Here is a 20,545-nt window from a genome sequence, read left to right as displayed (position 1 = left end):
ATGCAGGCCCGCCTGGAGGCGGTGGAGGCCCGGTTCGAGGCGCTGTCCGCGGCCATGGCCGACCCAACGGTTCACTCCGACCGGGCCCGCTACCAGCAGATCGCCCGCGAGTATTCGGGCCTCGATCTGACCGTGTCGCGCTTCCGTGCATATCGCGAAGCCTGCCGCGAGGCCGAAGAGACCGAGGTGATGGTGCGCGAGGAAACCGACCCCGAGATCCGCGATCTGGCGAGAAGTGAAGCGGTCCAACTGCTCGAGCAGATGGACGATCTCGAGGAGGAGTTGCGGGTGCTCCTGCTGCCCCGCGATCCGCGCGACGACCGCAACGTCATCATTGAGGTCCGCGCGGGGACGGGCGGCGATGAGGCCGCCCTGTTCGCCGGAGATCTCTTCAGGATGTACACGCGCTACGCGGAGTTGCGCCGGTGGAAGCCGGAGATTCTCTCCTCGAATGCGACCGGCATTGGCGGGTTCAAGGAGGTGATCTTCGCCATTACCGGCCGCGGGGCGTACAGCCGGCTGAAGTACGAGAGCGGCGTGCACCGCGTGCAGCGCGTGCCGGTGACCGAGGCCTCGGGACGCATCCACACGTCCACCGTCACGGTGGCGGTGCTGCCCGAAGCCGAGGAGGTGGAGATCGTCATCCAGCCCGACGAGATTGACGTGGGAACCTACCGGGCGGGTGGGGCCGGCGGCCAGAACGTCAACAAGGTTGAGTCCGCGGTGCGCATCCGGCACATCCCCACGGGGATCGTGGTGGTCTGTCAGGACGAGCGATCCCAATTCAAGAACCGGGAGAAGGCGATGCGCATCCTGCGGGCGCACCTGTTGGAGAAGGCCGAGCAGGAGCAGGCCGAGGCCATCGCCCAAGAGCGCCGCCTGCAGGTGGGAACCGGGGTGCGCAGCGAGAAGATTCGGACCTACAACTTCCCCCAGAACCGCATGACCGACCATCGCATCGGGCTCAGTCTCCACCGCCTCGACGTGATCCTCGACGGCGACCTGGACGAGTTCGTCGACGCGCTGACCTCGGCTGAGGAGACAGAGCGCCTGACGGCCGTGGATTGAGGACGGTCGCCGAGGCCTGGCAGGTCGGCAGGGAGCGCCTGGCCGCGCTGGGGATCGAAGAGGCCGCAGTCACGTCCGAGGTTCTGCTGCGCCACGCACTCGACCTGAACCGCACTCAGTTTCACATCGCATGGAACCAGCCGGTCCCCGACGGGGCTTGGGCCCGGTACCTGGGCTACATCGGCGAGCGTGCCCGCGGGCGGCCGCTGGCCTACATCGTCGGCCGCCGCGAGTTCATGGGGCTTGACTTCCTGGTGGACGAACGGGTGTTGATCCCGCGCCCAGAGACCGAGGTCCTGGTGGAAACCATGCTGGAACTGCTGTGTGGCACTACCAGTCCCGTCGTTGCCGACATCGGCACGGGCAGTGGCGCGATAGCGGTGAGCGTGGCCGTCCTGCGTCCCGATGCGCGGGTGGTGGCCACCGATCTCTCGCACGGGGCGCTGGATGTGGCCCGCGCCAACGCCGTTCGCCACCGCGTCGCTGAGCGCATCACCTTCCTTGCCGGCGACCTGCTGGGCCCGGTGATAGGTGGGGGATGGCACTTCGACGTGGTGGCGTGTAACCCGCCATACGTTGCCCCGGAGGTCGCCGCCGCCCTGCCGCGCGAGATCCGGGAGTTCGAGCCCGCGCTGGCAGTCGTGGCGCCAGGGTACGGAGAGAGCGTCCACGCCCGCCTGGTGGACGAGGCGCCGGGCGCGCTGCGTCCGGGAGGTTGGCTGGTGCTGGAGGTCGCAGCAGGCCAGGCGCCTCGGGTGGTCGAACTCCTGCAGCAGAGGTCCGACTACGAGGCGGTGCAGGTGCGGCGCGACGGCCTGGGATGGGAACGCGTCGTCGCCGCCCGTCGGCCCCACAGGGATCGTTGCGCAGGCATTGATTGTGGGAGGTGATCCGTGTGCGGATAGCGATCGGTGGAGACCACGCGGGCGTGATCCTTAAGGCCGAGGTGGCGCGGCTGCTGCTTGAGCTCGGGCACGAGGTGCGCGACTTCGGCACCGGCTCGGTCGAACCCGTGGACTACCCCGACTACTGCATCGCGGTGGCCGAGGCGGTGGCACGCGGTGATTCCGACCGAGGCATCATATTTGGCGGGACCGGCAACGGCGAAGCAATAGCGGCCAACAAGGTCCTGGGCATTCGCTGCGCAGTGGTCCACGACGTTACGACCGCCCGGCTGGCCAGGTCCCACAACGACTCCAACATGATCGCCCTGGGCGCGCGCATAGTGGGACTGGAAGTGGCCAAGGAGATCGTCCGGGCCTGGTTGACGACCTCGTTCGAGGGCGGACGACATATCCCACGGATCGACAAGATCTCAAGGTACGAGAAGGAGCGCAAGAAGTAGGGCTCGGGCTGCGATTCGGTCTACGCTATACCCGGCACCGGGAACCGCCGGCACAACGCCCGCACTTCTTCCCTGATGGCCGCGAGGCGCGGACTTGCGCCGATCGCGGCGCGGAACTCCTTGAACGCCCGGTTCCTGGCCTCCCGATCCTCCGGCAGCCGGAACTGACTGATCTCCTCGTGCACTCGGGCCATCCATCCCGCGATCTGATCCATCTCTGGCTCGCGCATGCCGCGCGTCGTTGCGGCCGGCGTGCCTAGGCGCACACCCGATGGGTAGAAGGCCGACGAGGGCTCGCCGGGAATCGTGTTCTTGTTGGCCGTGATGCCGACCGCGTCCATCGCCTCCTGCATGAAGACGCCTCGGCCGACGCCGCCGGGGGTGAGGTCCAGCAGCAGCATGTGGTTGTCCGTCCCGCCGGTCACAAGCGTGAACCCCGCGCGGATCAGCGATGCGGCCAGCGCCCGCGCGTTCGCCACGATCTGCGCGGCGTACGTGCTGAACTCCGGCCTAGAGGCCTCGGCCAGCGCAACCGCGATCGCGGCGGTGGTGTGGTCGTGCGGTCCTCCCTGGAGTCCTGGGAAGATGGCCCGGTCAACCTTCTCGGGCAGTTGCCGGTCCTTGGCAACCCCGCGGTCGGTGACCATTATCATTGCGCCGCGAGGACCGCGCAATGTCTTGTGGGTAGTGGTGGTGACGACGTGCGCGTGCCCGACCGGGCTGGGGTGCGCGCCGCCGGCCACCAGCCCGGCGATGTGGGCGATGTCCGCGGCCAGGTACGCCCCCACCTCGTCGGCGATCTCGGCGAACTGCGCAAACGGCATCTCCCGCACATAGGCGGTGGCGCCGCACCAGATCAGGCGGGGCCTGGCTTCGTGCGCCAGGCGCCGCACCTCGTCGAAGTCGATCATGCCGTCGGGGCGCACGTGGTACGGGACGCTCCGGTAGAAGATTCCGGTGGCGCTGACCTTCCACCCGTGGGTCAGGTGACCGCCGTCGGTCAGGTTCTGGCCCATTATGACATCGCCCGGCTCGCACGTTGCCATGTACACCGCCAAGTTGGCAGGGCTGCCCGAGTAGGGCTGGACGTTCACGTGCGGCACGTGGAACAGGTCCCTGGCGCGCCGCTGCGCCAGCCGCTCGATCTCGTCTATATGCTCGTTACCGCCGTAGTACCGGCGGCCGGGATACCCCTCCGAGTACTTGTTGGTGAGAATGGAACCCATCGCCTCCAGCACGGCGGCCGAGACGTAGTTCTCGGAAGGTATGAGCTCGATGCCGTCCCGCTGCCGCGCGCGCTCGCGCGCCATTATCGCGAACAGTTCCAGGTCCTGACTCTCAAGGATCATTCTCGGCCTCCAGGGGATCGGTGCAGTTGCGTCCCAGGTTGTATTCGGCGGCCGCCGGCGGCTTGCCTTCATGGGGAGGGATGCCTTTGTACGGCAGCGAAGCCGGTAGCAACTTCCAGACCATCCAGGAGGCTCGGTGATGTCTACCGTGCACGTGTTCGACCATCCGCTCATCCGGCACAAGCTCACGATCCTGCGAGACAAGCGCACCGGCCACAAGGAGTTCCGCGAGATCACCGAGGAACTGGCCGCGTTGATGGCCTATGAGGCAACCCGATCGCACCCGGTACGCGAGATCGAGGTCGAGACGCCGCTGGCCAAGACCACAGGTTGGTCCATCGCCGGGCAGGAGCTGGCGGTGATTCCGATCCTGCGGGCAGGGCTGGTGATGGAGACCGCGATCACCCGGCTCATTCCCACCGCGCGGGTCGGACACATAGGCATGTACCGAGACCACGAAACCCTGCAGCCGGTCAGCTACTTCGTTAAGCTGCCCGCAGACATCGCCGAGCGGGAGGCGATGATTCTCGATCCCATGCTGGCCACCGGCGGATCAACCGTAGAGGCGATCAACACCCTCAAGGCCCACGGATGCCACAACATCAAGGTTATGGCAATCATCTCCTCGCCAGAAGGGATCAAGAAGGTCCAGGAGGCCCACCCGGACGTTGAGATCTTCACCGCCGAGGTGGACAGCCACCTCAACGACAAGGGCTACATCGTGCCCGGGTTGGGAGATGCGGGCGATCGCCTGTTCGGGACCAAGTAGATTGCTCGGGACCAAGTTACCCCTGTGCTGAGCATTGTAGCCACCGTCCTCGCCTTCGCTCTGGGAGGCCTTCCCACCGGATACGCCGTGGGCCGGCTCCTGCGCGGTGTGGATCTGCGCCGCTACTCCGCGCACAACCTCGGCCTGGGGACGGTGGCCGCCGCGGCCGGAGCCCATACCCTCGCGCTGGCCGCCGCGCTTGATCTGCTCAAAGGAGGGCTCGCGGTTGTCCCCGCCCGGTTGCTGGGCGGCGGCGACTGGACCCTGGCCGCCTCCGCGGCCGCGGTTGTAGCGGGCCACGCCTACTCGCCCTTCTGGTTTCTCGCGCCGCCGGCAGCGGTGCGGGTGAAGGGCGTTGTCGTAACCGCGGGCGCGCTTCTCGGCCTGGGCGCCCTGGGCGCGGTGCCCTGGCCGGCGCTGGCGATCCCCGCGGTGGTGGCGTTGGTGACGCTGGGAGTGCCGAGGATCGCGGGGCGGCGCTGGGGCTATCTCTCGCTGGCGACGGTGCTTGCCACGGCCAGCCTGCCCGCGGGCCTGTGGGCGCTGGGCGGCCGTGCGCCGTACCTGGCGCTGGGTCTGGCGCTTGCGATAGTGAGCCTGTGGAACCACAAGGAACACCTGGCGCGGATAGCCGACGGTACCGAGCCCAGGATGGGCGAACGCCTTCCGCTGCCGCTGCTGTTGGGCGACGATGCCGTGTGCGCATTCCTGGTCCACCCGATGACCGTTGACGACAACTGGGAGGCCGGCAGGTTCCGCTGGCTGATGCCCCTGCGCCGGCGCGGGATCATCTCCGACGCCTTGGTGCGCCGGGTCGCGCGCTTCGTGCGGCCCATGAAGGTTGACGATATCCACCCGGTCATCACCGCCGACGGTCGGCGGGCCCGCGTCTACCTGATTGGGGTGCCGCTGCTGCCCGACCAGATCCGAGCGCATCCCCGTCTGGCGGTGCGGCGGGCGGTGCAGGCCGCCCACCTTGCCGAGAATCTGGGCGCCACGGTTCTGGGGCTGGGCGCCTACTGGTCCGTTGTCGGGAACAAGGGCGTCGAGGTGGCGGCAAGGTCCGGGATCGCGGTCACCAACGGCGGCGCCTATACCGCCGGCACCGTGAAGATGGCGGTGCCCGTGATCCTCGACCGGCTTCGCTCCCGCGGCATTGATCCGGCAGACGCCACGATCGCGGTGGTCGGGGCGAACGGCGTGGTGGGCTTCGGAATCTGCCGCCAGGTGGTGGAGCACGTGGGGCGCCTGGTCATGCTGGGGACCGATGCGTCACGGCTGGAGCGGTCGCGGGAGTTGCTGGCGCGCCGCCACCCCGGCGCGCGCATCGAGGCGACGACCGACTACGGGTTGCTGCGAGAGGCCGACGCCATCTTCACCGCCACCTCCTCGCCGCGCCCGGTCATCTTCCCCGAACACGTGAGGGACGGCTGCCTCATCATAGACCTGGGAAGGCCCTATGATGTGGACGATTCGGTGAAGGCAATGCCGGGAGCCGAGGTCATCCCAGGAGGAGTTGTGCGCCTTCCCGGGAATCCTAGTTGGAATATCAACCTGGGCTACGGTCCGGGCCTTGTGCCTGCCTGCCTGGCAGAGACTGTGATCATCGCGCTCGATGGGTGCACCCAGCGCATCAGCCTGGGGGACCGCACCAAGACCGAGAACATCGAGTACCTGGTGGCACGGGCGGCCGAGATGGGGTTCGAGGTTCAGACCACGGCACTTAGGAGGAGCGGTGATGACGAAAGAACAGGTGCTTGAGCAGGCCCACGCGTGGGGTGTGAGGTTTGTCCGCCTGCAGTTCACGGACATCCTGGGTACCCTAAAGAACGTGGAGATCCCGGTGGAGCAGCTCGAGAGGGCGCTCGACAACGAGATCCTGTTTGACGGTTCCTCTATCGAGGGCTTCGTGCGCATAGAGGAGTCGGACATGTATCTCATACCGGATCGCGAGACTTTCGCGCTCTTTCCGTGGAAGAACCGGGAGGGGGCCACGGCGCGCCTGATTTGCGACGTCTATACCGCCGAGCGGGAGCCGTTCGCGGGCGATCCCCGCTCCGTGCTGCGTCGCGTCGTCGCCGCTGCCGCGCGCAGTGGGTTCACCATGATGGCCGGGCCGGAGTGCGAGTTCTTCCTTTTTCCCACCGACGCCGACGGCCAGCCCAAGCTGACGACGCACGACCGGGCCGGCTACTTCGACATGGCGCCCGTGGACAAGGGTGAAGAGGCGCGGGCAGACATGGTGACCGCGCTCTCAGCCATGGGCTTCGAGGTCGAGGCCGGGCACCACGAGGTGGCCAACGGCCAGCACGAGATTGACTTCAAGTACGCCGACGTGCTGCGCGCGGCCGACAACATCGCCACGTTCCGCCTGGTGGTGCGGACGATCGCCAGGCGCCACGGGCTTCACGCGACCTTCATGCCGAAGCCCATTACCGGCATCGCGGGGTCGGGGATGCACACCCACCAGTCGCTGTACCGCGAGGGGAAGAACGCCTTCTACGACCCTGAGGGCACCCACCAGCTCAGCGCGACCTGCCTGCAATACGTCGCTGGGCTGCTGACCCACGCGCGGGGCATGTGCGCGGTGACCAACCCCCTGGTCAACTCCTACAAGCGCCTGGTGCCGGGGTACGAGGCACCGGTTTACATCGCCTGGGCCGAGCGCAACCGGTCGCCGCTGGTTCGCGTCCCGGTGTCGCGCGGGGACGGCACGCGCGTGGAGCTGCGCATGCCGGATCCCTCCTGCAACCCCTACCTGGCCATGGCGGTGATGCTGGCCGCCGGCCTCGACGGCATCACAAGAGGGCTGGACGCCGGCCCGCCGCTCAACCGGAACCTCTACGCGATGACGGAAGACGAGCTGGATCAGTTGGGCATCCGGGTGCTTCCCCGCAACCTCGACGAGGCGGTGGGGGAACTCCTGGCCGACGAGCTCATCACTGAGACGCTCGGCAGCCACATCGTAGATCATCTTGTACGGGCCAAGCGACTGGAGTGGCGGGAGTACATCACCCGCGTACACCCGTGGGAAGTTGACAGTTACCTTACGGCTTTTTAGACGGCCTTCTGAATGAGCAGACCTTCGTGGGACACGTACTTCATGCGGATGGCTCAACTCGCATCCAGCCGCTCCACCTGCCTGCGCCGCCAGGTGGGCGCGGTCGTGGTCAAGGACCGGATGGTTCTGTCAACGGGCTACAACGACACTCCCCGGGGGCTGCCCAACTGCGGCGACGGCGGCTGCGAGAGGTGCGCGGGCGACACGCCCCCGGGCACGGGTCATGACACCTGTCTGTGCCTGCACGCCGAGCAGAACACCATTATCCAGGCGGCCTACCACGGCGTCGCCATCGCGGGCGCCGCGATCTACGTTACCCACCAGCCGTGCCTGACCTGCGCCAAGATGATCCTCAACTCGGGGCTGCGCCGCGTGGTATTCTCAGGGGAGTATCCGGACGAGGCGGCGCGCCGGGTTCTGGAGTTGGGCGGGGTTGAACTCGTGCGGGTAGTGTGATACAGTAACCCCAGTCGTCATAGTTGCGTCTTCCGAATCGGGCGATGTAACTGCTGAGTCGCCCGTTTCATGTGTCCGCGGAGTTTATCTCACCAGGGCTGGGTGGACCGGTGGGCACGCGCATGATGCCGGCTCAAACCCGGCCCGGGTTTCCCCCGGGTCAAATCAGGAGGTAAGTCTAATTTCCATTTCAACGCGCGAGACCGCGTTCGGCGGCCTCGTATTGCGCCCGGAGACCATCCGGGCGATAGCCCGTCTTGGGTGGACCGAACCCACCCCCATTCAGTTGAAGGTTATCCCAGGGCTGACCGCCGGGCACGATGTGGCCGGCCAGGCCCAGACCGGCTCCGGCAAGACCGGTGCCTATGTGATTCCCATGCTGGAGCGCCTCGACCGTAACGCCCGAGGGATCCAGGCGCTCATACTCTCACCCGTCCGCGAGCTGGCCCTGCAAATCGCGGACGCGGTGCGCGCGCTGGGCGGACCCAAGCTCCGCGTTACCGCGCTGTACGGCGGGCAGCCCATCGAGCGGCAGCTCACCGCGCTGCGCGCCGGCGTTCAGGTGGCAGTGGCCACGCCGGGCCGCCTGCTCGACCACATCTCCCGGGGGTCCGTGAAGCTCGACGGCGTCCGGTTCCTGGTTCTGGACGAGGCCGACCGGATGCTGGACATGGGTTTCCTGCCCGACGTCGAGGAGATCCTCAGACGGACGCCGGCGGCGCGCCAGACGGCTCTGTTCTCAGCCACGCTGCCGGATGCGGTGTCTACGATCGCGGCGCGGCACATGCGCAACCCGGCGTGGGTTAGGGTTGCCGACAAGATGCCCACGGTGGATACGGTCACGCAGTACTACCTGGAAGTGGCCGAACAGGACAAAGTACGGGCGCTGCGGCTGCTGCTGACCAGCGGCGAGGTGCCCTCTGCCCTTGTCTTCCGGCGGACCCGCCGGGGTGCCGATCGTCTTGCGAAGATCCTGCGCGAGCGGGGCCAGCCGGCCGAGGTGATTCACGGCGACATGACCCAGGGCGCGCGGGTGCGCGCGCTGACCGCTTTCGCAAAGGGCAAGGCCCAGGTGCTGGTGGCCACCAACGTGGCCGCCCGCGGGCTGGACATTCCCGACATCTCGCACGTGATTAACTTCGACATGCCCGAGGACGTGGATACCTACATCCACAGGATCGGCCGCACTGCCAGGGCCGGCCGTGCAGGCGAGGCGGTTACCTTTGTAGGTCAGTACGACATGGAAGTGTTCGACCTGCTGAAGCGGCGGATCGGCTCGGCGCTTCAGCCCCACCCGCTGCCGCTGTACCGGTAGCGCGGGCGACATACATGATCGTGGCGGGCCCGGCGCATATGCGCCGGGCCCGCCCGTGCTTCGGCGTGCTCCGCCTGCCCCGAAGCGCTCGGTGCGCCCGGTGGCGCCTGACGTGGTATGCTCGGTGCGTATGGTTGATCCTTCACCCGACGCGGTGCCATCGCCTCGCGCCGCACCGCTTCCGCGTGAGAGGGAGTTCGACCTTCTCGAGGAGATGACGCACGCCATCCTCGATGCCGCCGAGGCGCTCGTCGGGGCGCTGGAGAGCCGTACGCCTGCCGATCAGGCCTGGCAGGCGATTCGGGATCTAGAACACAAAGGCGATGCCATTGCGCGCGATCTCTTCGAATCCCTCTCGGCCGCCGGCATTCCCTCTGGCGACCGTGACACGCTAAAGAGCCTGACCGGGCTTCTCGACGACGTGCTCGACGCCATCGAGGCGGCGGCGGCACGGCTGGCGATCTATCGCATCCGGCGGGCGATCCCGTCCGCGCGCGAGATGGGACAGATCATGCTCCGGTCGGCGCAGGAGATCAGACAGGCGATTCGCGAGGTGCGCCGCGGGCGAGAGGTCTTCTCCCACACACGGACGCTGCACCGCCTGGAGAACCAGGGCGACGACGTGCTGCGGGACGCCCTCGAGGCGCTGTTCTCGGGCCGGCGCAGCGCCAGGGACATCATCAAGTGGAAAGACATCTGCGAGATGCTTGAGACCGGCACCGACCGCTGCGAGGACATCGCCAATGTCCTGGAGACCCTTGTCGTCCAGGCGGGCGTCGAACTAACGCTGGTGGCCGGCCGTCTGGCCGTAGACCCCGAACGCCACGAGGCCGCCGTGGCCGGCGTGCCCGTGCCCCTCACCGCGAAGGAGTTCGGCCTGCTGCACCTCCTGCTGCGGCACCAGGGCAAAGTGGTCCGGCGCGAGCGCCTCCTGCACGAAGTCTGGGGCGAGGACTACTTCGGCAACTCTCGTACCCTCGATACTCACATCGGCTGGCTGCGCAAGAAAGTCGAGCCCCGCGGCGGCGTGCGGCTCGTGGCCGTGCGCGGCATCGGATACCGCCTGGACCTCAAGTAAGTTTCACCTCCCTTTGACATAGGGTTCACCTGGCCTTGGCCTGTCCACCACCTTTCGGGTTTAGGGTTGGGATGAAGGGAGCGCGCCGATCGGGCGTCCCCTCGGATCCACCCAAGCCAAAGGAGGCCGGACAGTGTTGAATCCGCTATCGTGGTTCGCTGCGCTTGCCCTGAGCGCCGCCGTGGTGCTCGGCGCGGCGGGGACCACCCCCGCCCAGCAGCCGGTGACGCTCACCGGTGCAGGGGCGACATTTCCGTTCCCGCTCTACTCCAAGTGGTCGCAGGTCTACGATGCCGAGCGTGGCGTGCGCATCAACTATCAATCCATCGGCTCGGGCGGCGGGATCCGCCAATTCATCGCGAAGACCGTGGACTTCGGCGCCACCGACGGCCCGATGACCGACGCGCAGATTCGCCAGGCCGGCGGCCGCCCGCTGCACATCCCCATGGTGGCCGGCGCGGTGGTACCGATGTACAACATTCCCGGTGTGGGGACCGGGCTCAACTTTGCCCCCGGCGTCCTGGCCGACATCTTCCTGGGCAAGATCACGAAGTGGAACGATCCCCGGCTGCTCAAGGACAACCCCGAGGCGAAGCTGCCGGCCGCCGACATCATCGTGGTGCGCCGCTCGGACGGGTCCGGGACCACGGCCATCTGGGTGAACTACCTGAGCAAGGTCAGCCCCGACTGGCGGAGGAAGGTAGGCGAGGGTACGTCGGTGAACTGGCCGGTCGGGATCGGCGGCAAGGGCAACGAGGGTGTCGCCGGCCTCGTGCGGCAGATGCCGAACGCGCTGGGCTACGTGGAGCTGGCCTACGTGCTGACCAACCGGATGCCCGTTGGCAATGTGCGCAACCGCGCGGGTCAGTTCATCCGGCCCTTGCTGTCCAGCACCACCCGGGCGATGGATGGCGCGCTGCGGGCAATCCCCGAGGACTACCGGATCTTCTTCACCGATCCCGAGGGCCGGGACGTCTACCCCATCGCCGGGTTTACGTGGATCCTGATCTACGGCGAGCAGCCCGACCCGGTCAAGGGCAAGGCCCTGGTGGACTTCCTGCGGTGGGCGGTCCATGACGGCCAGAAGTACGCGCCGCCGCTGCACTACGCGCAGCTGCCCAAGAGCCTGGTGGCGCGCGTCGAGGGCACGCTGCGGACGGTCACCGCGCAGGGGAAGGCGTTGCTGCCCTGACGGCTCCCGTGCGGCACGTCGCGCATATGGGCGACCGGCTGTTCGCGCGGCTGCTGGCAGCGATGGCCGGCGTGGTGCCGGTAATCATGGCCGCCATGCTGGCCGCGATGACCGTCGGTGCCTGGCCGGCGATCCGGAAGTTCGGCCCGGCGTTCTTCGCCACCTCGACCTGGGACCCTGTCGCCGGCGACTTCGGCGCCCTGCCCTTCGTCTACGGCACGCTGGTGTCCTCGGCCGTCGCGCTGGCCCTGGCCGTGCCGCTGGGTCTGGGGGTCGCCATCTTCCTGTCCGAGCTGGCCCCGGGCTGGCTGCGCCGGCCGGTCGGATTCCTGCTCGATCTGCTGGCCGCCATCCCCAGCGTGGTCTACGGGCTGTGGGGGATCTTTGTGCTGGTCCCCTGGGTGCGGACGACGCTCTCGCCGCCGCTGAAGGCGACGTTGGGCTTCCTGCCGCTGTTCGAGGGGCCGCCGCTGGGCATTGGGATGCTGGCCGCCGGGCTGATCCTGGCGATCATGGTCGTGCCCTTCATCATCGCCGCCAGCACCGAGGTAATGCGGGCGGTGCCGACTTCGCAGCGTGAGGCCGCGCTCTCCCTGGGAGCTACCGTCTGGGAGACCACCCGGACCGCGGTCATCCCGTATGCCCGCTCAGGGATCGTGGGCGCGATCTTCCTGGCTCTGGCCCGGGCCTTGGGCGAGACCATGGCGGTCACCATGGTCATCGGCAACGTGCCCCAGATCAGGGCGTCGCTTCTCGCGCCGGGCTACACCATCGCGGCGGTGATCGCCAACGAGTTCGCCGAGGCCACCGACGACCTGTACGTGGCCGCGATCATCTACGCCGGGCTCGTCCTCTTCCTGGTCACGCTGACGGTCAACATCCTGGCCCGCCTGCTGGTGGCCCGCGTGGCGCGGGGCCCGGGCCTCATTCGGGAGTAGCCGATGGCCCGCTCCTATCTGCGCCGCCGCTGGACCGACCGCCTGATGGCCGGGGTGACATTCCTGTGCACCGTGGCCGCGCTGGTCCCGCTGTTCCTCATCCTCTTCTTCCTGGCCCGCACCGGCCTGGGCGCCCTGAACCTGGAATTCTTCACCCACCTGCCCGGGGCCGCCGGCGAGCCCGGCGGCGGGATGGCCAACGCCATCTCCGGCACGCTGGTGCTGGTGGGCCTGGCCGCGCTGCTCGGGATGCCGGTCGGCGTGCTGGGCGGGACGTTCCTGGCGGAATGCCCCAACAGCCGGCTCGCCGGTGCCGTGCGGCTGATGGCCGACGTGATGAACGGGGTGCCCAGCATCGTGATGGGCCTGTTTGCCTACACCATTCTGGTGCTGCCCCTGCGCCATTTCAGCGCCGCCTCCGGCGGCGTAGCGCTGGGGATCATGCTGATCCCGACGGTGATGCGGACCACCGAGGAGATAGTGCGGCTGGTCCCCCAGAGCGTTCGCGAGGCGTCACTGGCGCTGGGTATCCCCCAGTGGCGAACGCTGCTTCGGGTGGTGTTGCCCACCGCCGCCGGCGGGATCGTGACCGGCATCATGGTGGGGCTGGCCCGCATCGCGGGCGAGACCGCGCCGTTGCTCTTCACCGCGTTCGGGAACCGGTTCTGGAACTGGGACCTGCTGCAACCGATCGCCGCCCTGCCCCTGCAGATCTTCGCCTACGCCGTCTCGCCCTTCGAGGACTGGCACCGGCAGGCGTGGGCCGGCGCCCTGGTCCTGATGACCATTGTGCTGAGCGTCAACATCGCCGCCCGGGCGGTGGCGGCCCGCCATGTGAAACTTCGGTAACGGAGCGAATGCTGCGATGATGGAGGGTCCGATGCCAGACGCCATGCAGGCCGGGGTCGCCGTGACGGCGGACGCCGGGATCTTGATCGACCACGCCGCCGGGATCGAGGCACAGGGCGTCCACGCCTGGTTCGACCGCCACCACGTTCTGCGTGGCGTCTCCCTGACCATCGCCCCTCGCCGGGTGACGGCCATCATCGGGCCGTCGGGATGCGGTAAGTCCACCTTCCTGCGCTGCCTGAACCGCATGCACGAGCTGGTGCCCGGCGCGCGCTCCAGCGGGAGGGTACTGATGGACGGCGTCGATATCTACGCGCCGGGCGTCGACCCGGTCCGGGTCCGCCGCCGCGTCGGCATGGTGTTCCAGAAGCCCAACCCCTTCCCCACCATGAGCATCTACGACAACGCCGCGGCCGGGCTGCGGCTGGCCGGCGAGCGGGACCGGCGTGTGCTGGACGAGACAGTGGAGCGCAGCCTGCGCGCCGCGGCCTTGTGGGATGAGGTGAAGGACCGCCTGGGGCGGCCCGGCACCAGCCTCTCGGGCGGCCAGCAGCAGCGGCTGTGCATCGCCCGCGCGCTCGCCGTCTCGCCAGAGGTACTGCTGATGGACGAGCCGGCCTCGGCCCTGGACCCGGCAGCCACGCTGCGCATCGAGGAGCTGGCCCGCGAGCTGGCCCGGCAGCTCACCATTGTCATCGTGACCCACAACATGCAGCAGGCCGCCCGGGTCTCGGATGTGACCGGGTTCCTGTTGGACGGCGAGCTGGTCGAGGTTGGTGCCACGGACCAGATCTTCACGCGGCCTGGTGATCGCCGGACCGAGGACTACATTACCGGCCGGTTCGGGTGAGCCCGGGCCGGCACCCTGCCAGGAGTTCCCAGGCGTGGCCAGAACATCGGGGGGAGGGAGCCGAGGTTGACTCGCGAGCTGTTCCTGAGGGAGTTGGAGGGGCTCCAGGCCGACGTCGTCCGCATGGCGACGATGGCTGGGGAGGCGATCCACGCGTCGGTGGAGGCGCTGCGGACGCTGGACGCCGACTGGGCCGAGCGGATCGTCCGGGATGACGACCGGATCGACGCGCTGCACCTGGAGCTGGAGGACCGCTGCATGCGCCTGTTGGCCCGGCAGCAGCCCATGGCGTCAGACCTGCGGACCATCGCGGCCGCCTTCGTCATTACCATCGACCTGGAGCGGCTGGCCGACCACGCCGAGGGCATCTCCAAGTCGGTGAAGCGGCTGGCCGGCCAGCCGCACCTCAAACCGCTCATTGACATCCCGCGCATGGAGGAACTCGTGCAGCAGATGCTCCGAGAGGCCATGGACGCGTACCTGCGAAGAGATACGGCCCTGGCCGAGGCCATGGCGAAGCGAGATGACGAGGTGGACGCCCTGCGCAGCCAGGTCTTCAGAGAGCTGCTGACGTACATGCTCAGCGATCCCCGGACCATCCCGCGGGCGCTGGAGCTGCTGCTGGTGGCGCAGAACCTGGAGCGCGCCGCCGACCATATCACCAACATCGGTGAGCGGGTCATCTACATGGTGACCGGCGAGCTGCGGGAGCTGAACGTGTGATGCGGCCCCGCCAACACGGTACAGGCGGCCGCGGGCGTGGTCGCGGGCCTGGCGGCGCCCACGGTGGGCCAGGACTGCTCCGGGGCGGTGAGGAGGGTGTCATGCCACGCGTCCTGTTTCTCTGAGTGCACAACTCCGCCCGCTCGCAGATGGCGGAGGGGTTGTTCAACGCCCTGACGCCGGCGGGTTGGCGGGCCGGGTCCGCGGGCACGGACCCCGGGGAGCGCGTGCGCGAGGAGGCCGTGACGGTCATGCGCGAGATCGGCGTGGACATCAGCGACCACATGCCCAAGCCGCTGCAGGCGGCCCTGGGGCCCGACGTCGAACTGGTGGTGGGCCTGTGCGCCGAGGAGGCGTGCCCGTTGGTGCCGGGCGCGCGAAGCCTGCACTGGCCGCTGCCGAATCCGGCCGGCCGCGATCTCACGTTCTACCGCACGGTCCGCGACGACCTGGCCGGCCGCATCCGCGCGCTGGTCCGGGACCTGACGGATCGCGACGCGGGGGCGACCGGGCCCGACGGAGGGAGATGGGGATGACCGAACGGGCTGTGACCGTGCTGGCCTTCGTCGAGGTGCCGCGGGGCAGCCGAAACAAGTACGAACTGGACCCTATCCGCGGCGGGATCCGGCTCGACCGGGTGCTCTACTCGCCGCTGCACTACCCGGCCGACTACGGGTTCATCACAGACACCCTGGCCGACGACGGCGACCACCTGGACGTGCTGATCTTCACCTACGAGCCCACGTTCCCTGGCTGCCTGGTGGAGGTGCGCCCCATCGGCGTGCTGGACATGCACGACGAGAAGGGGCACGACCAGAAGGTGCTGGCCGTGCCCGTGGGCGATCCGCGCTTCGACGGCGTGACCGAACTGGAGCACGTGCCACCGCACTTCCTCAAGGAGGTGCAGCACTTCTTTACGGTCTACAAGACGCTCGAGCAGAAGCCGGTGGAGATCCACGGCTGGGCCGGGGCAGAGGACGCGCGGCGGATGGTCAGCGAGGCCCGGCGCGCGCACGCGGCCGGGGGCGGCTCAGAGCCCAAGCCCGCGTGACCGGGCGAACTCCAACAACTCCTCCCGCCGTGGCATCGAGGGCTGCGCACCCATCCGGGTCACCGACATCGCGCCTGCGGCGTTCGCGAACCGGACCGCCTCGGCTAGGCTCCTGCCTTCGGCCAGCGCCACCGCCAGCGCTCCGGCGAACGCATCACCCGCGGCGGTTGAGTCCACGGCCTTGACTGGAATCCCCGGTACTGCTTCACGCGTCGCGTCCACCGCCAAGAAGGCACCCTGCACGCCGCGCTTGATGACCGCTGCCTGGCATCCTAGCTCCAAGAGGCGGTCTGCAGCAGCGGCCGCGCCCTGATCGTTGGCCACCGCGATTCCGGTGAGCGCCCGGGCTTCAACCTCGTTGGGGTTTATTACGAAAAGACTCCGGTACAGGCCTTCGGGCAGCGACCCGTCCGCCGGTGCGGGCGCCGGGTCCAGCACGACACGGCAGCCGCTGCGCTTTGCCAGGGCCGCAGCGTGTGCCACCACCTCCGTCGGCACCTCGAACTGCAGCAGCAGGACCTGGCTCTCTGCGATTACCTCAGCAGCGGCATCCACGTCCGCGATCGTCAGGCGCATGTTGGCCCCTGAGGCCACGACGATGGTGTTGTGACCGGCGAGATCTACTGTGATGAGCGCGACACCCGATGCGGTGCCCTTGGTTGCGCGCACGTGCGCAGCATCAATGCCTTCCTGCTCCAGGCCGGCACGCATCTGCGCGCCGAAGGGGTCGTCCCCAACGCGGCCGACCATTACCACGCTCGCTCCCAGCCTGGCTGCGGCCACGGCCTGGTTGGCACCCTTGCCTCCCGAGAAGACGGCGAACGAGCCGTCCATCACCGTCTCGCCGCGCTCGGGCAGCTTCGGCGCCCTGACCACAAGGTCGGTGTTGAGGCTGCCCACGACGGTGACCCGTGGTGCCACGGTCATCCACCCCTCCTTCGGGTTGGCCGGAACGCCTCCAGCCGGGGCATGAGGTCCCGCAGCAGGATCCCGCTCGAGAACGGCAACACCGTCGCCGGAAGACTCCCAGCCGCCACGGCCATCGCCTTCCGGACGGCTACGATCAGGTTCGGCCCCCGCACCGCGGCGAGCTTATCGAGCTTCGTCTTGAGGTACTGTGGGGTCCAGTACCCGACGATCTCCAAGGCCACCTCGGTTCCATCCTCGTGGGTGAAGACGAAGTCCGGCACCACCAGCGCCTCGCCCGCCTCGAGGATGAGCGCTTCCCGGCCGAGTCGCCAGCCGTCGCGCTCGGGACCGAACTTGCGCGCGAAAGTCTCCTCCAGGCGCGAGTCGAACAGCGCCGGGACAGGCACCCGCGAGCGCAGGCCGTCGGCGTCCGAGAGCGCGAACAGAACCGGCCGCCACCCCTTGCGCATCACGACCTCGGCGGTCAGGGTCCAGCCTCGGGCCTGGACGAGCGCTGCCAGGAACTTCGCGAAGTCAACCCCGTAGGCGTGGGTGTACCGGAGGATCGAGTTGGGTCCGTCGAAGACCAACCGGTATGCTCCGCCGCGCACCCGCTCGCCCCGGTGCAGCAGGCGCGAGAGACGCGCGTACTGGACGATGTGCCTGAAGTCGCGCCGGGCTTCAACCGTGATCCGGACCGCGTCGTAGAGCAGCGCCTGGGCCTGGGCGAGATCGTAGTCGGCACGGAGGTCGCCGGCGGCGTAGTCGAGGGGGAAGGCGCTCATCCGGTGGAACTCCGGGTAGTCGGCGTAGAGGAGGGGCACGGCATCCTCGGGGCGGTGGGGCGCCGGGTTGAGCCCTGCCGCCAGCAGGTCCCGGGCATGGTCGCGTTCGAGTACCGGGTGATTCCGGGCCGCCGTCTCGAACACCCGCACCCGCACTTCGGCCTGCCGCGAGCCGCGGGGCCACTCGTAGGTGGCCACATCGTCCAGGAGCTTGATGATCCCCTCGACCCGATCAGGCTGGATCCCGCCGAGCGCGCCCCGCGCCGCATCCCGCACGCGTCCCCGCCGGCCGCCGACCAACCGCCGGTAGACGGCGATGGCCCGCGCCAGATGCGGCAGGTCCTCGTCGTCCAGCCGATCAGAAGAGATCGAGCTGCCGGGCCTGATCCACCGATAGACGCGTTGCTGTTTGGTAAGCATCCGTCCGGCTCCGGCGCCGTGCCCTGGTGATCTCGGGGCTCTCCTGCACCACGACCTCGTAGAGGCGCGCGGAGCGGTCGCCCGACCTGCGCAGCAGCCGCCCCAGGCGCTGCACGGCCTCCTTGGCGCCCTTCTCGCCCCCGAGCACCACGCCGACCTTCACCGCGGGCGCGTCCCATCCCTCGTTGAGGACCTCACAGGCGACGAGCGCACGCAGCGTGCCCCGAGCGAACGCGTCGAGCACGGCGTTCCGTTCCTTCTTGTCCGAGTGGGCGGTGAGCGCCGGGATGAGGAAGCGCGCCGAGACGTCCAGGGCCATTCGGTTGGAGGCGGTGAAGATCACGCACTGATCCGCAGGGTGCAGGCGCAGGACGTCTTCGACCACGCGCAACTTCTCGGCGGAGCGATGGATGAGCGTCAACTTCCTCCGGTAGGCGCGCAGGATCGCCTTGGCCTCGGGATCGGTGCGCGACCGCCTGGCCAGGTCATGCGTCCAGTCGAACGCCGGGGCTCGCTCGCCCGCAGCCCCGCCTCCGGCGCCCCCGTCCCGCGCTGCCCTGCCTGCAGCGCCTTCCCGACGGCCGCGGGCGACGTACGCGCGGATCCGCCGCGAGAGCCCGTCGAACTCGGCCTGCTCGTCCTCGGTCAGGGCGATCGGCACGCGGATGATGCTGTAGCCGGCCAGGGTCTTCCCCCTTGCGTCGGCGATCTGTTCTTCGTACACGATCGGGCCGATCAGCTCGTCGAGCAACCGGTCCAGGCCGTCGGCACGGCGGGGGGTAGCGGTGAGCCCCAGCCGCATCGGCGCCAGGCAGTCCAGCGCGCTCTCGCGGAAGGTGACCCCCGGGAGGTGGTGCGCCTCGTCGTAGACTATGAGACGGTACCGGTTGCCGATCTCCTTCATGTGGATGTAGGCGCTGTCGTAGGTGGTGACCGTGATCGGCCAAACCTCGTGACGCCCGTCGCCCAGGACCCCAGCGTCGAAGCCCAACCCCTGCTTGATCCGGCGCTGCCACTGGTACATCAGGTCGCGCAGCGGCACGACGATCAACGCCGAGACGCGGTGGCGGGTGATCAGGGCCAGCGCGATCTCGGTCTTGCCCGTACCCGTGGGCTTGACCACGACCCCCCGGCCTCCAGCTTGCTCCCATGCCTCCACCGCGGCCTGCTGGTCGGGCCGTAGCGCCGGAAGCGATGGGATCAGCGGCGGGCAGTCGAAGAACCGCGGCGCCTCGTCGGATAGGTCCAGGTGGTAGGCCGGCGCGTCCTCCCGAACCTGCAGGTAGTGCACCGCCTCGGTGCGCCACGCCTGCACGCGCCGGTCCCAGATCAGGTAGGGCGGCACCCGGGTGGCCTTGGGGAGGTCGAGGCGGAGGGAGCCGCGGTCGAACCGGAGCCGGCCCGCGCGGTTCGCCATCAGGCTGCCGTCTTGATGTACCGGATCAGCCCTAACGCGTTCAACCGCGAAGGCATGACGACTTCCATACGGCCCGCCGCATTCGGTCCGTCCGCTGCGGCCGCGCCGGCGCCCGTAGCCCGCAGCCGCTCTACGATCGCCTCCTCGCCCAGGCCGGAGTCCAGCGCCGAACGCACGAGCTCCACAGCAGCGGGAAGGCGCGCCTGCATCTGGGCCAGCAACTCATCGCACCAGGTATGCGGTCCGAAGTGCGTGAGCAGCAGGCGCCGCGGCCGCAGCGCGCGCAGCCGGGCGAGGGTCGCGTTCCAGGTCGGTACGTCCAGCTCCGGCGGCGGCGTGGGCGGGAGCACGTAGCGCGATCCCGTCAGGCAGATGCCTGCCGCGTCTCCGGTGAAGAGGTCGCCCGAGGACTCGTCCAGGAGCGCCAGGTGGTGCCGGGCGTGTCCGGGCGTATCGAGAGACCGCAGCCGCCGTGATCCAAGCATGATCTGGGCCCCGTCCTCAAGGAGCTGTACCCGATCGGCGGGGACCGGCTCGGGTTCGCCCAGGAGCGTGTCGAGATCATCCCCGTAGAGCCGGCGGGCGCTGGTGATCAGGCGCGAGGGATCCACCAGGTGCGGCGCGCCGATGGGGTGCACGTACACGTCCAGATGGGGCAGTCGCCGTAACAGCGCCCCTGCCGCGCCCGCGTGGTCCAGGTGGATGTGCGTGACCGCGACCGCCCGCAGGTCGCTCGGGTCGAGCCCGGCGGCCCGCACCCCTTCCAGCACCGCCTCGACCGTCGAGGCGGGCCCGGTCTCGACCAGGGCCGGTCGCTCGCCCAGCAGCAGGTAGACGCCGATCGCTGCGGGAGTACGGCAGTAGCCGGTGTCGATCAGGACCAGGTCGTCGGCGAGGTGTTCGATGGCGGGCATGGTTTGAATCAGGATACCACAGTCAGTTACCGGACGGTTGCGGCAGGGGCCCCGCG

Annotated in this window: 21 protein-coding genes; 16 read left to right on the top strand and 5 right to left on the bottom strand. The window is 68.7% G+C overall.

Annotated elements, in window-relative coordinates; all coding sequences use genetic code 11:
• The 3 genes from prfA to rpiB are packed head-to-tail and all read left to right on the top strand — an operon-like array spanning position 1 to position 2,413.
• Complete coding sequence (gene prfA, locus RDU83_05195) at positions 1-1,068, top strand: peptide chain release factor 1 (protein ID MDQ7840410.1); 1,068 nt, start codon at positions 1-3, stop codon at positions 1,066-1,068.
• Positions 1,065-1,958: a peptide chain release factor N(5)-glutamine methyltransferase gene (gene prmC / locus RDU83_05190; GenBank protein ID MDQ7840409.1), complete on the top strand. Its 894-nt coding sequence runs from the start codon at positions 1,065-1,067 to the stop codon at positions 1,956-1,958. The genes prfA and prmC overlap by 4 nt, the downstream gene beginning before the upstream one ends.
• Before the next feature lie 5 nt (positions 1,959-1,963).
• The gene (gene rpiB / locus RDU83_05185; protein MDQ7840408.1) at positions 1,964-2,413 is read left to right on the top strand and encodes a ribose 5-phosphate isomerase B; all 450 of its coding nucleotides are present in this window, start codon (positions 1,964-1,966) and stop codon (positions 2,411-2,413) included.
• 20 nt (positions 2,414-2,433) lie between these two features.
• Here rpiB and glyA read toward each other — a convergent pair whose 3' ends face one another.
• The gene (gene glyA, locus RDU83_05180; GenBank protein MDQ7840407.1) at positions 2,434-3,762 is read right to left on the bottom strand and encodes a serine hydroxymethyltransferase; all 1,329 of its coding nucleotides are present in this window, start codon (positions 3,760-3,762) and stop codon (positions 2,434-2,436) included.
• A 139-nt stretch (positions 3,763-3,901) separates the two neighbouring features.
• Between glyA and upp the strand changes: the two genes are divergently transcribed.
• The 13 genes from upp (at position 3,902) to RDU83_05115 (ending at position 16,044) form a co-directional block, all read left to right on the top strand.
• Entirely contained in the window at positions 3,902-4,531 is a 630-nt protein-coding gene (gene upp / locus RDU83_05175) for a uracil phosphoribosyltransferase (GenBank protein MDQ7840406.1), read from the top strand.
• Between the two features lie 24 nt (positions 4,532-4,555).
• Complete coding sequence (locus RDU83_05170) at positions 4,556-6,292, top strand: glycerol-3-phosphate acyltransferase (protein ID MDQ7840405.1); 1,737 nt, start codon at positions 4,556-4,558, stop codon at positions 6,290-6,292.
• Positions 6,270-7,592 (top strand): type I glutamate--ammonia ligase, encoded by a 1,323-nt coding sequence (gene glnA / locus RDU83_05165; protein MDQ7840404.1) that lies wholly within the window; start codon positions 6,270-6,272, stop codon positions 7,590-7,592. The genes RDU83_05170 and glnA overlap by 23 nt, the downstream gene beginning before the upstream one ends.
• A gap of 12 nt (positions 7,593-7,604) precedes the next feature.
• Positions 7,605-8,048 carry a dCMP deaminase family protein gene (locus RDU83_05160; protein ID MDQ7840403.1) on the top strand — a complete coding sequence of 148 codons (444 nt, stop codon included), beginning with the start codon at positions 7,605-7,607 and terminating at the stop codon, positions 8,046-8,048.
• Between the two features lie 223 nt (positions 8,049-8,271).
• A complete protein-coding gene (locus tag RDU83_05155; GenBank protein MDQ7840402.1) occupies positions 8,272-9,363 on the top strand; it encodes a DEAD/DEAH box helicase in 1,092 nt (363 codons plus the stop codon).
• A 130-nt stretch (positions 9,364-9,493) separates the two neighbouring features.
• Positions 9,494-10,441 (top strand): DUF47 family protein, encoded by a 948-nt coding sequence (locus tag RDU83_05150; protein ID MDQ7840401.1) that lies wholly within the window; start codon positions 9,494-9,496, stop codon positions 10,439-10,441.
• A gap of 133 nt (positions 10,442-10,574) precedes the next feature.
• On the top strand, positions 10,575-11,633 hold the full coding sequence (gene pstS / locus RDU83_05145; GenBank protein ID MDQ7840400.1) for a phosphate ABC transporter substrate-binding protein PstS: 1,059 nt from the start codon (positions 10,575-10,577) through the stop codon (positions 11,631-11,633).
• An 8-nt stretch (positions 11,634-11,641) separates the two neighbouring features.
• Positions 11,642-12,571, top strand: coding sequence for a phosphate ABC transporter permease subunit PstC (gene pstC / locus RDU83_05140; protein ID MDQ7840399.1), 930 nt, complete (start codon positions 11,642-11,644; stop codon positions 12,569-12,571).
• A 3-nt stretch (positions 12,572-12,574) separates the two neighbouring features.
• Positions 12,575-13,420 carry a phosphate ABC transporter permease PstA gene (gene pstA, locus RDU83_05135; protein ID MDQ7840398.1) on the top strand — a complete coding sequence of 282 codons (846 nt, stop codon included), beginning with the start codon at positions 12,575-12,577 and terminating at the stop codon, positions 13,418-13,420.
• A gap of 43 nt (positions 13,421-13,463) precedes the next feature.
• Entirely contained in the window at positions 13,464-14,270 is an 807-nt protein-coding gene (pstB, locus tag RDU83_05130; GenBank protein MDQ7840397.1) for a phosphate ABC transporter ATP-binding protein PstB, read from the top strand.
• Positions 14,271-14,336: 66 nt separating this feature from the next.
• Entirely contained in the window at positions 14,337-14,993 is a 657-nt protein-coding gene (phoU, locus tag RDU83_05125; GenBank protein ID MDQ7840396.1) for a phosphate signaling complex protein PhoU, read from the top strand.
• 125 nt (positions 14,994-15,118) lie between these two features.
• Positions 15,119-15,529, top strand: a complete 411-nt coding sequence (locus RDU83_05120; protein MDQ7840395.1) for an arsenate reductase ArsC — start codon at positions 15,119-15,121, stop codon at positions 15,527-15,529.
• Positions 15,526-16,044: an inorganic diphosphatase gene (locus RDU83_05115; GenBank protein ID MDQ7840394.1), complete on the top strand. Its 519-nt coding sequence runs from the start codon at positions 15,526-15,528 to the stop codon at positions 16,042-16,044. The genes RDU83_05120 and RDU83_05115 overlap by 4 nt, the downstream gene beginning before the upstream one ends.
• Here the strand turns inward: RDU83_05115 and rbsK are convergent.
• Genes rbsK through RDU83_05095 form a run of 4 tightly spaced genes read right to left on the bottom strand, consistent with a single transcriptional unit; the run spans position 16,024 to position 20,489 of the window.
• Positions 16,024-16,971 (bottom strand): ribokinase, encoded by a 948-nt coding sequence (rbsK, locus tag RDU83_05110; GenBank protein MDQ7840393.1) that lies wholly within the window; start codon positions 16,969-16,971, stop codon positions 16,024-16,026. The two genes, RDU83_05115 and rbsK, sit on opposite strands and share 21 nt — an antisense overlap.
• Positions 16,968-18,158 (bottom strand): DUF790 family protein, encoded by a 1,191-nt coding sequence (locus tag RDU83_05105; protein MDQ7840392.1) that lies wholly within the window; start codon positions 18,156-18,158, stop codon positions 16,968-16,970. The genes rbsK and RDU83_05105 overlap by 4 nt, the downstream gene beginning before the upstream one ends.
• On the bottom strand, positions 18,097-19,575 hold the full coding sequence (locus RDU83_05100) for a DEAD/DEAH box helicase family protein (protein MDQ7840391.1): 1,479 nt from the start codon (positions 19,573-19,575) through the stop codon (positions 18,097-18,099). The genes RDU83_05105 and RDU83_05100 overlap by 62 nt, the downstream gene beginning before the upstream one ends.
• Positions 19,575-20,489 (bottom strand): MBL fold metallo-hydrolase, encoded by a 915-nt coding sequence (locus RDU83_05095; protein MDQ7840390.1) that lies wholly within the window; start codon positions 20,487-20,489, stop codon positions 19,575-19,577. Before RDU83_05095 ends, RDU83_05100 begins: the two co-directional genes overlap by 1 nt.
• Between the last annotated feature and the right edge of the window lie 56 nt (positions 20,490-20,545).

The sequence above is a fragment of the bacterium genome (assembly GCA_031082185.1).
Classification (GTDB): domain Bacteria; phylum Sysuimicrobiota; class Sysuimicrobiia; order Sysuimicrobiales; family Humicultoraceae; genus VGFA01.
Note: the sequence above shows the minus strand (reverse complement) of the source record. Positions and strands in the feature narration are given on the sequence as shown.

Bases quoted from the DNA above. Each gene is read 5' to 3' on its own strand.
- prfA (MDQ7840410.1), top strand. From the start codon at position 1: ATGCAGGCCCGCCTGGAGGCGGTGGAGGCCCGGTTCGAGGCGCTGTCC.
- glyA (MDQ7840407.1), bottom strand. From the start codon at position 3,762: ATGATCCTTGAGAGTCAGGACCTGGAACTGTTCGCGATAATGGCGCGC.
- upp (MDQ7840406.1), top strand. From the start codon at position 3,902: ATGTCTACCGTGCACGTGTTCGACCATCCGCTCATCCGGCACAAGCTC.
- glnA (MDQ7840404.1), top strand. From the start codon at position 6,270: ATGACGAAAGAACAGGTGCTTGAGCAGGCCCACGCGTGGGGTGTGAGG.
- RDU83_05160 (MDQ7840403.1), top strand. From the start codon at position 7,605: ATGAGCAGACCTTCGTGGGACACGTACTTCATGCGGATGGCTCAACTC.
- RDU83_05150 (MDQ7840401.1), top strand. From the start codon at position 9,494: ATGGTTGATCCTTCACCCGACGCGGTGCCATCGCCTCGCGCCGCACCG.
- pstA (MDQ7840398.1), top strand. From the start codon at position 12,575: ATGGCCCGCTCCTATCTGCGCCGCCGCTGGACCGACCGCCTGATGGCC.
- pstB (MDQ7840397.1), top strand. From the start codon at position 13,464: ATGCAGGCCGGGGTCGCCGTGACGGCGGACGCCGGGATCTTGATCGAC.
- RDU83_05115 (MDQ7840394.1), top strand. From the start codon at position 15,526: ATGACCGAACGGGCTGTGACCGTGCTGGCCTTCGTCGAGGTGCCGCGG.
- rbsK (MDQ7840393.1), bottom strand. From the start codon at position 16,971: ATGACCGTGGCACCACGGGTCACCGTCGTGGGCAGCCTCAACACCGAC.
- RDU83_05105 (MDQ7840392.1), bottom strand. From the start codon at position 18,158: ATGCTTACCAAACAGCAACGCGTCTATCGGTGGATCAGGCCCGGCAGC.
- RDU83_05100 (MDQ7840391.1), bottom strand. From the start codon at position 19,575: ATGGCGAACCGCGCGGGCCGGCTCCGGTTCGACCGCGGCTCCCTCCGC.
- RDU83_05095 (MDQ7840390.1), bottom strand. From the start codon at position 20,489: ATGCCCGCCATCGAACACCTCGCCGACGACCTGGTCCTGATCGACACC.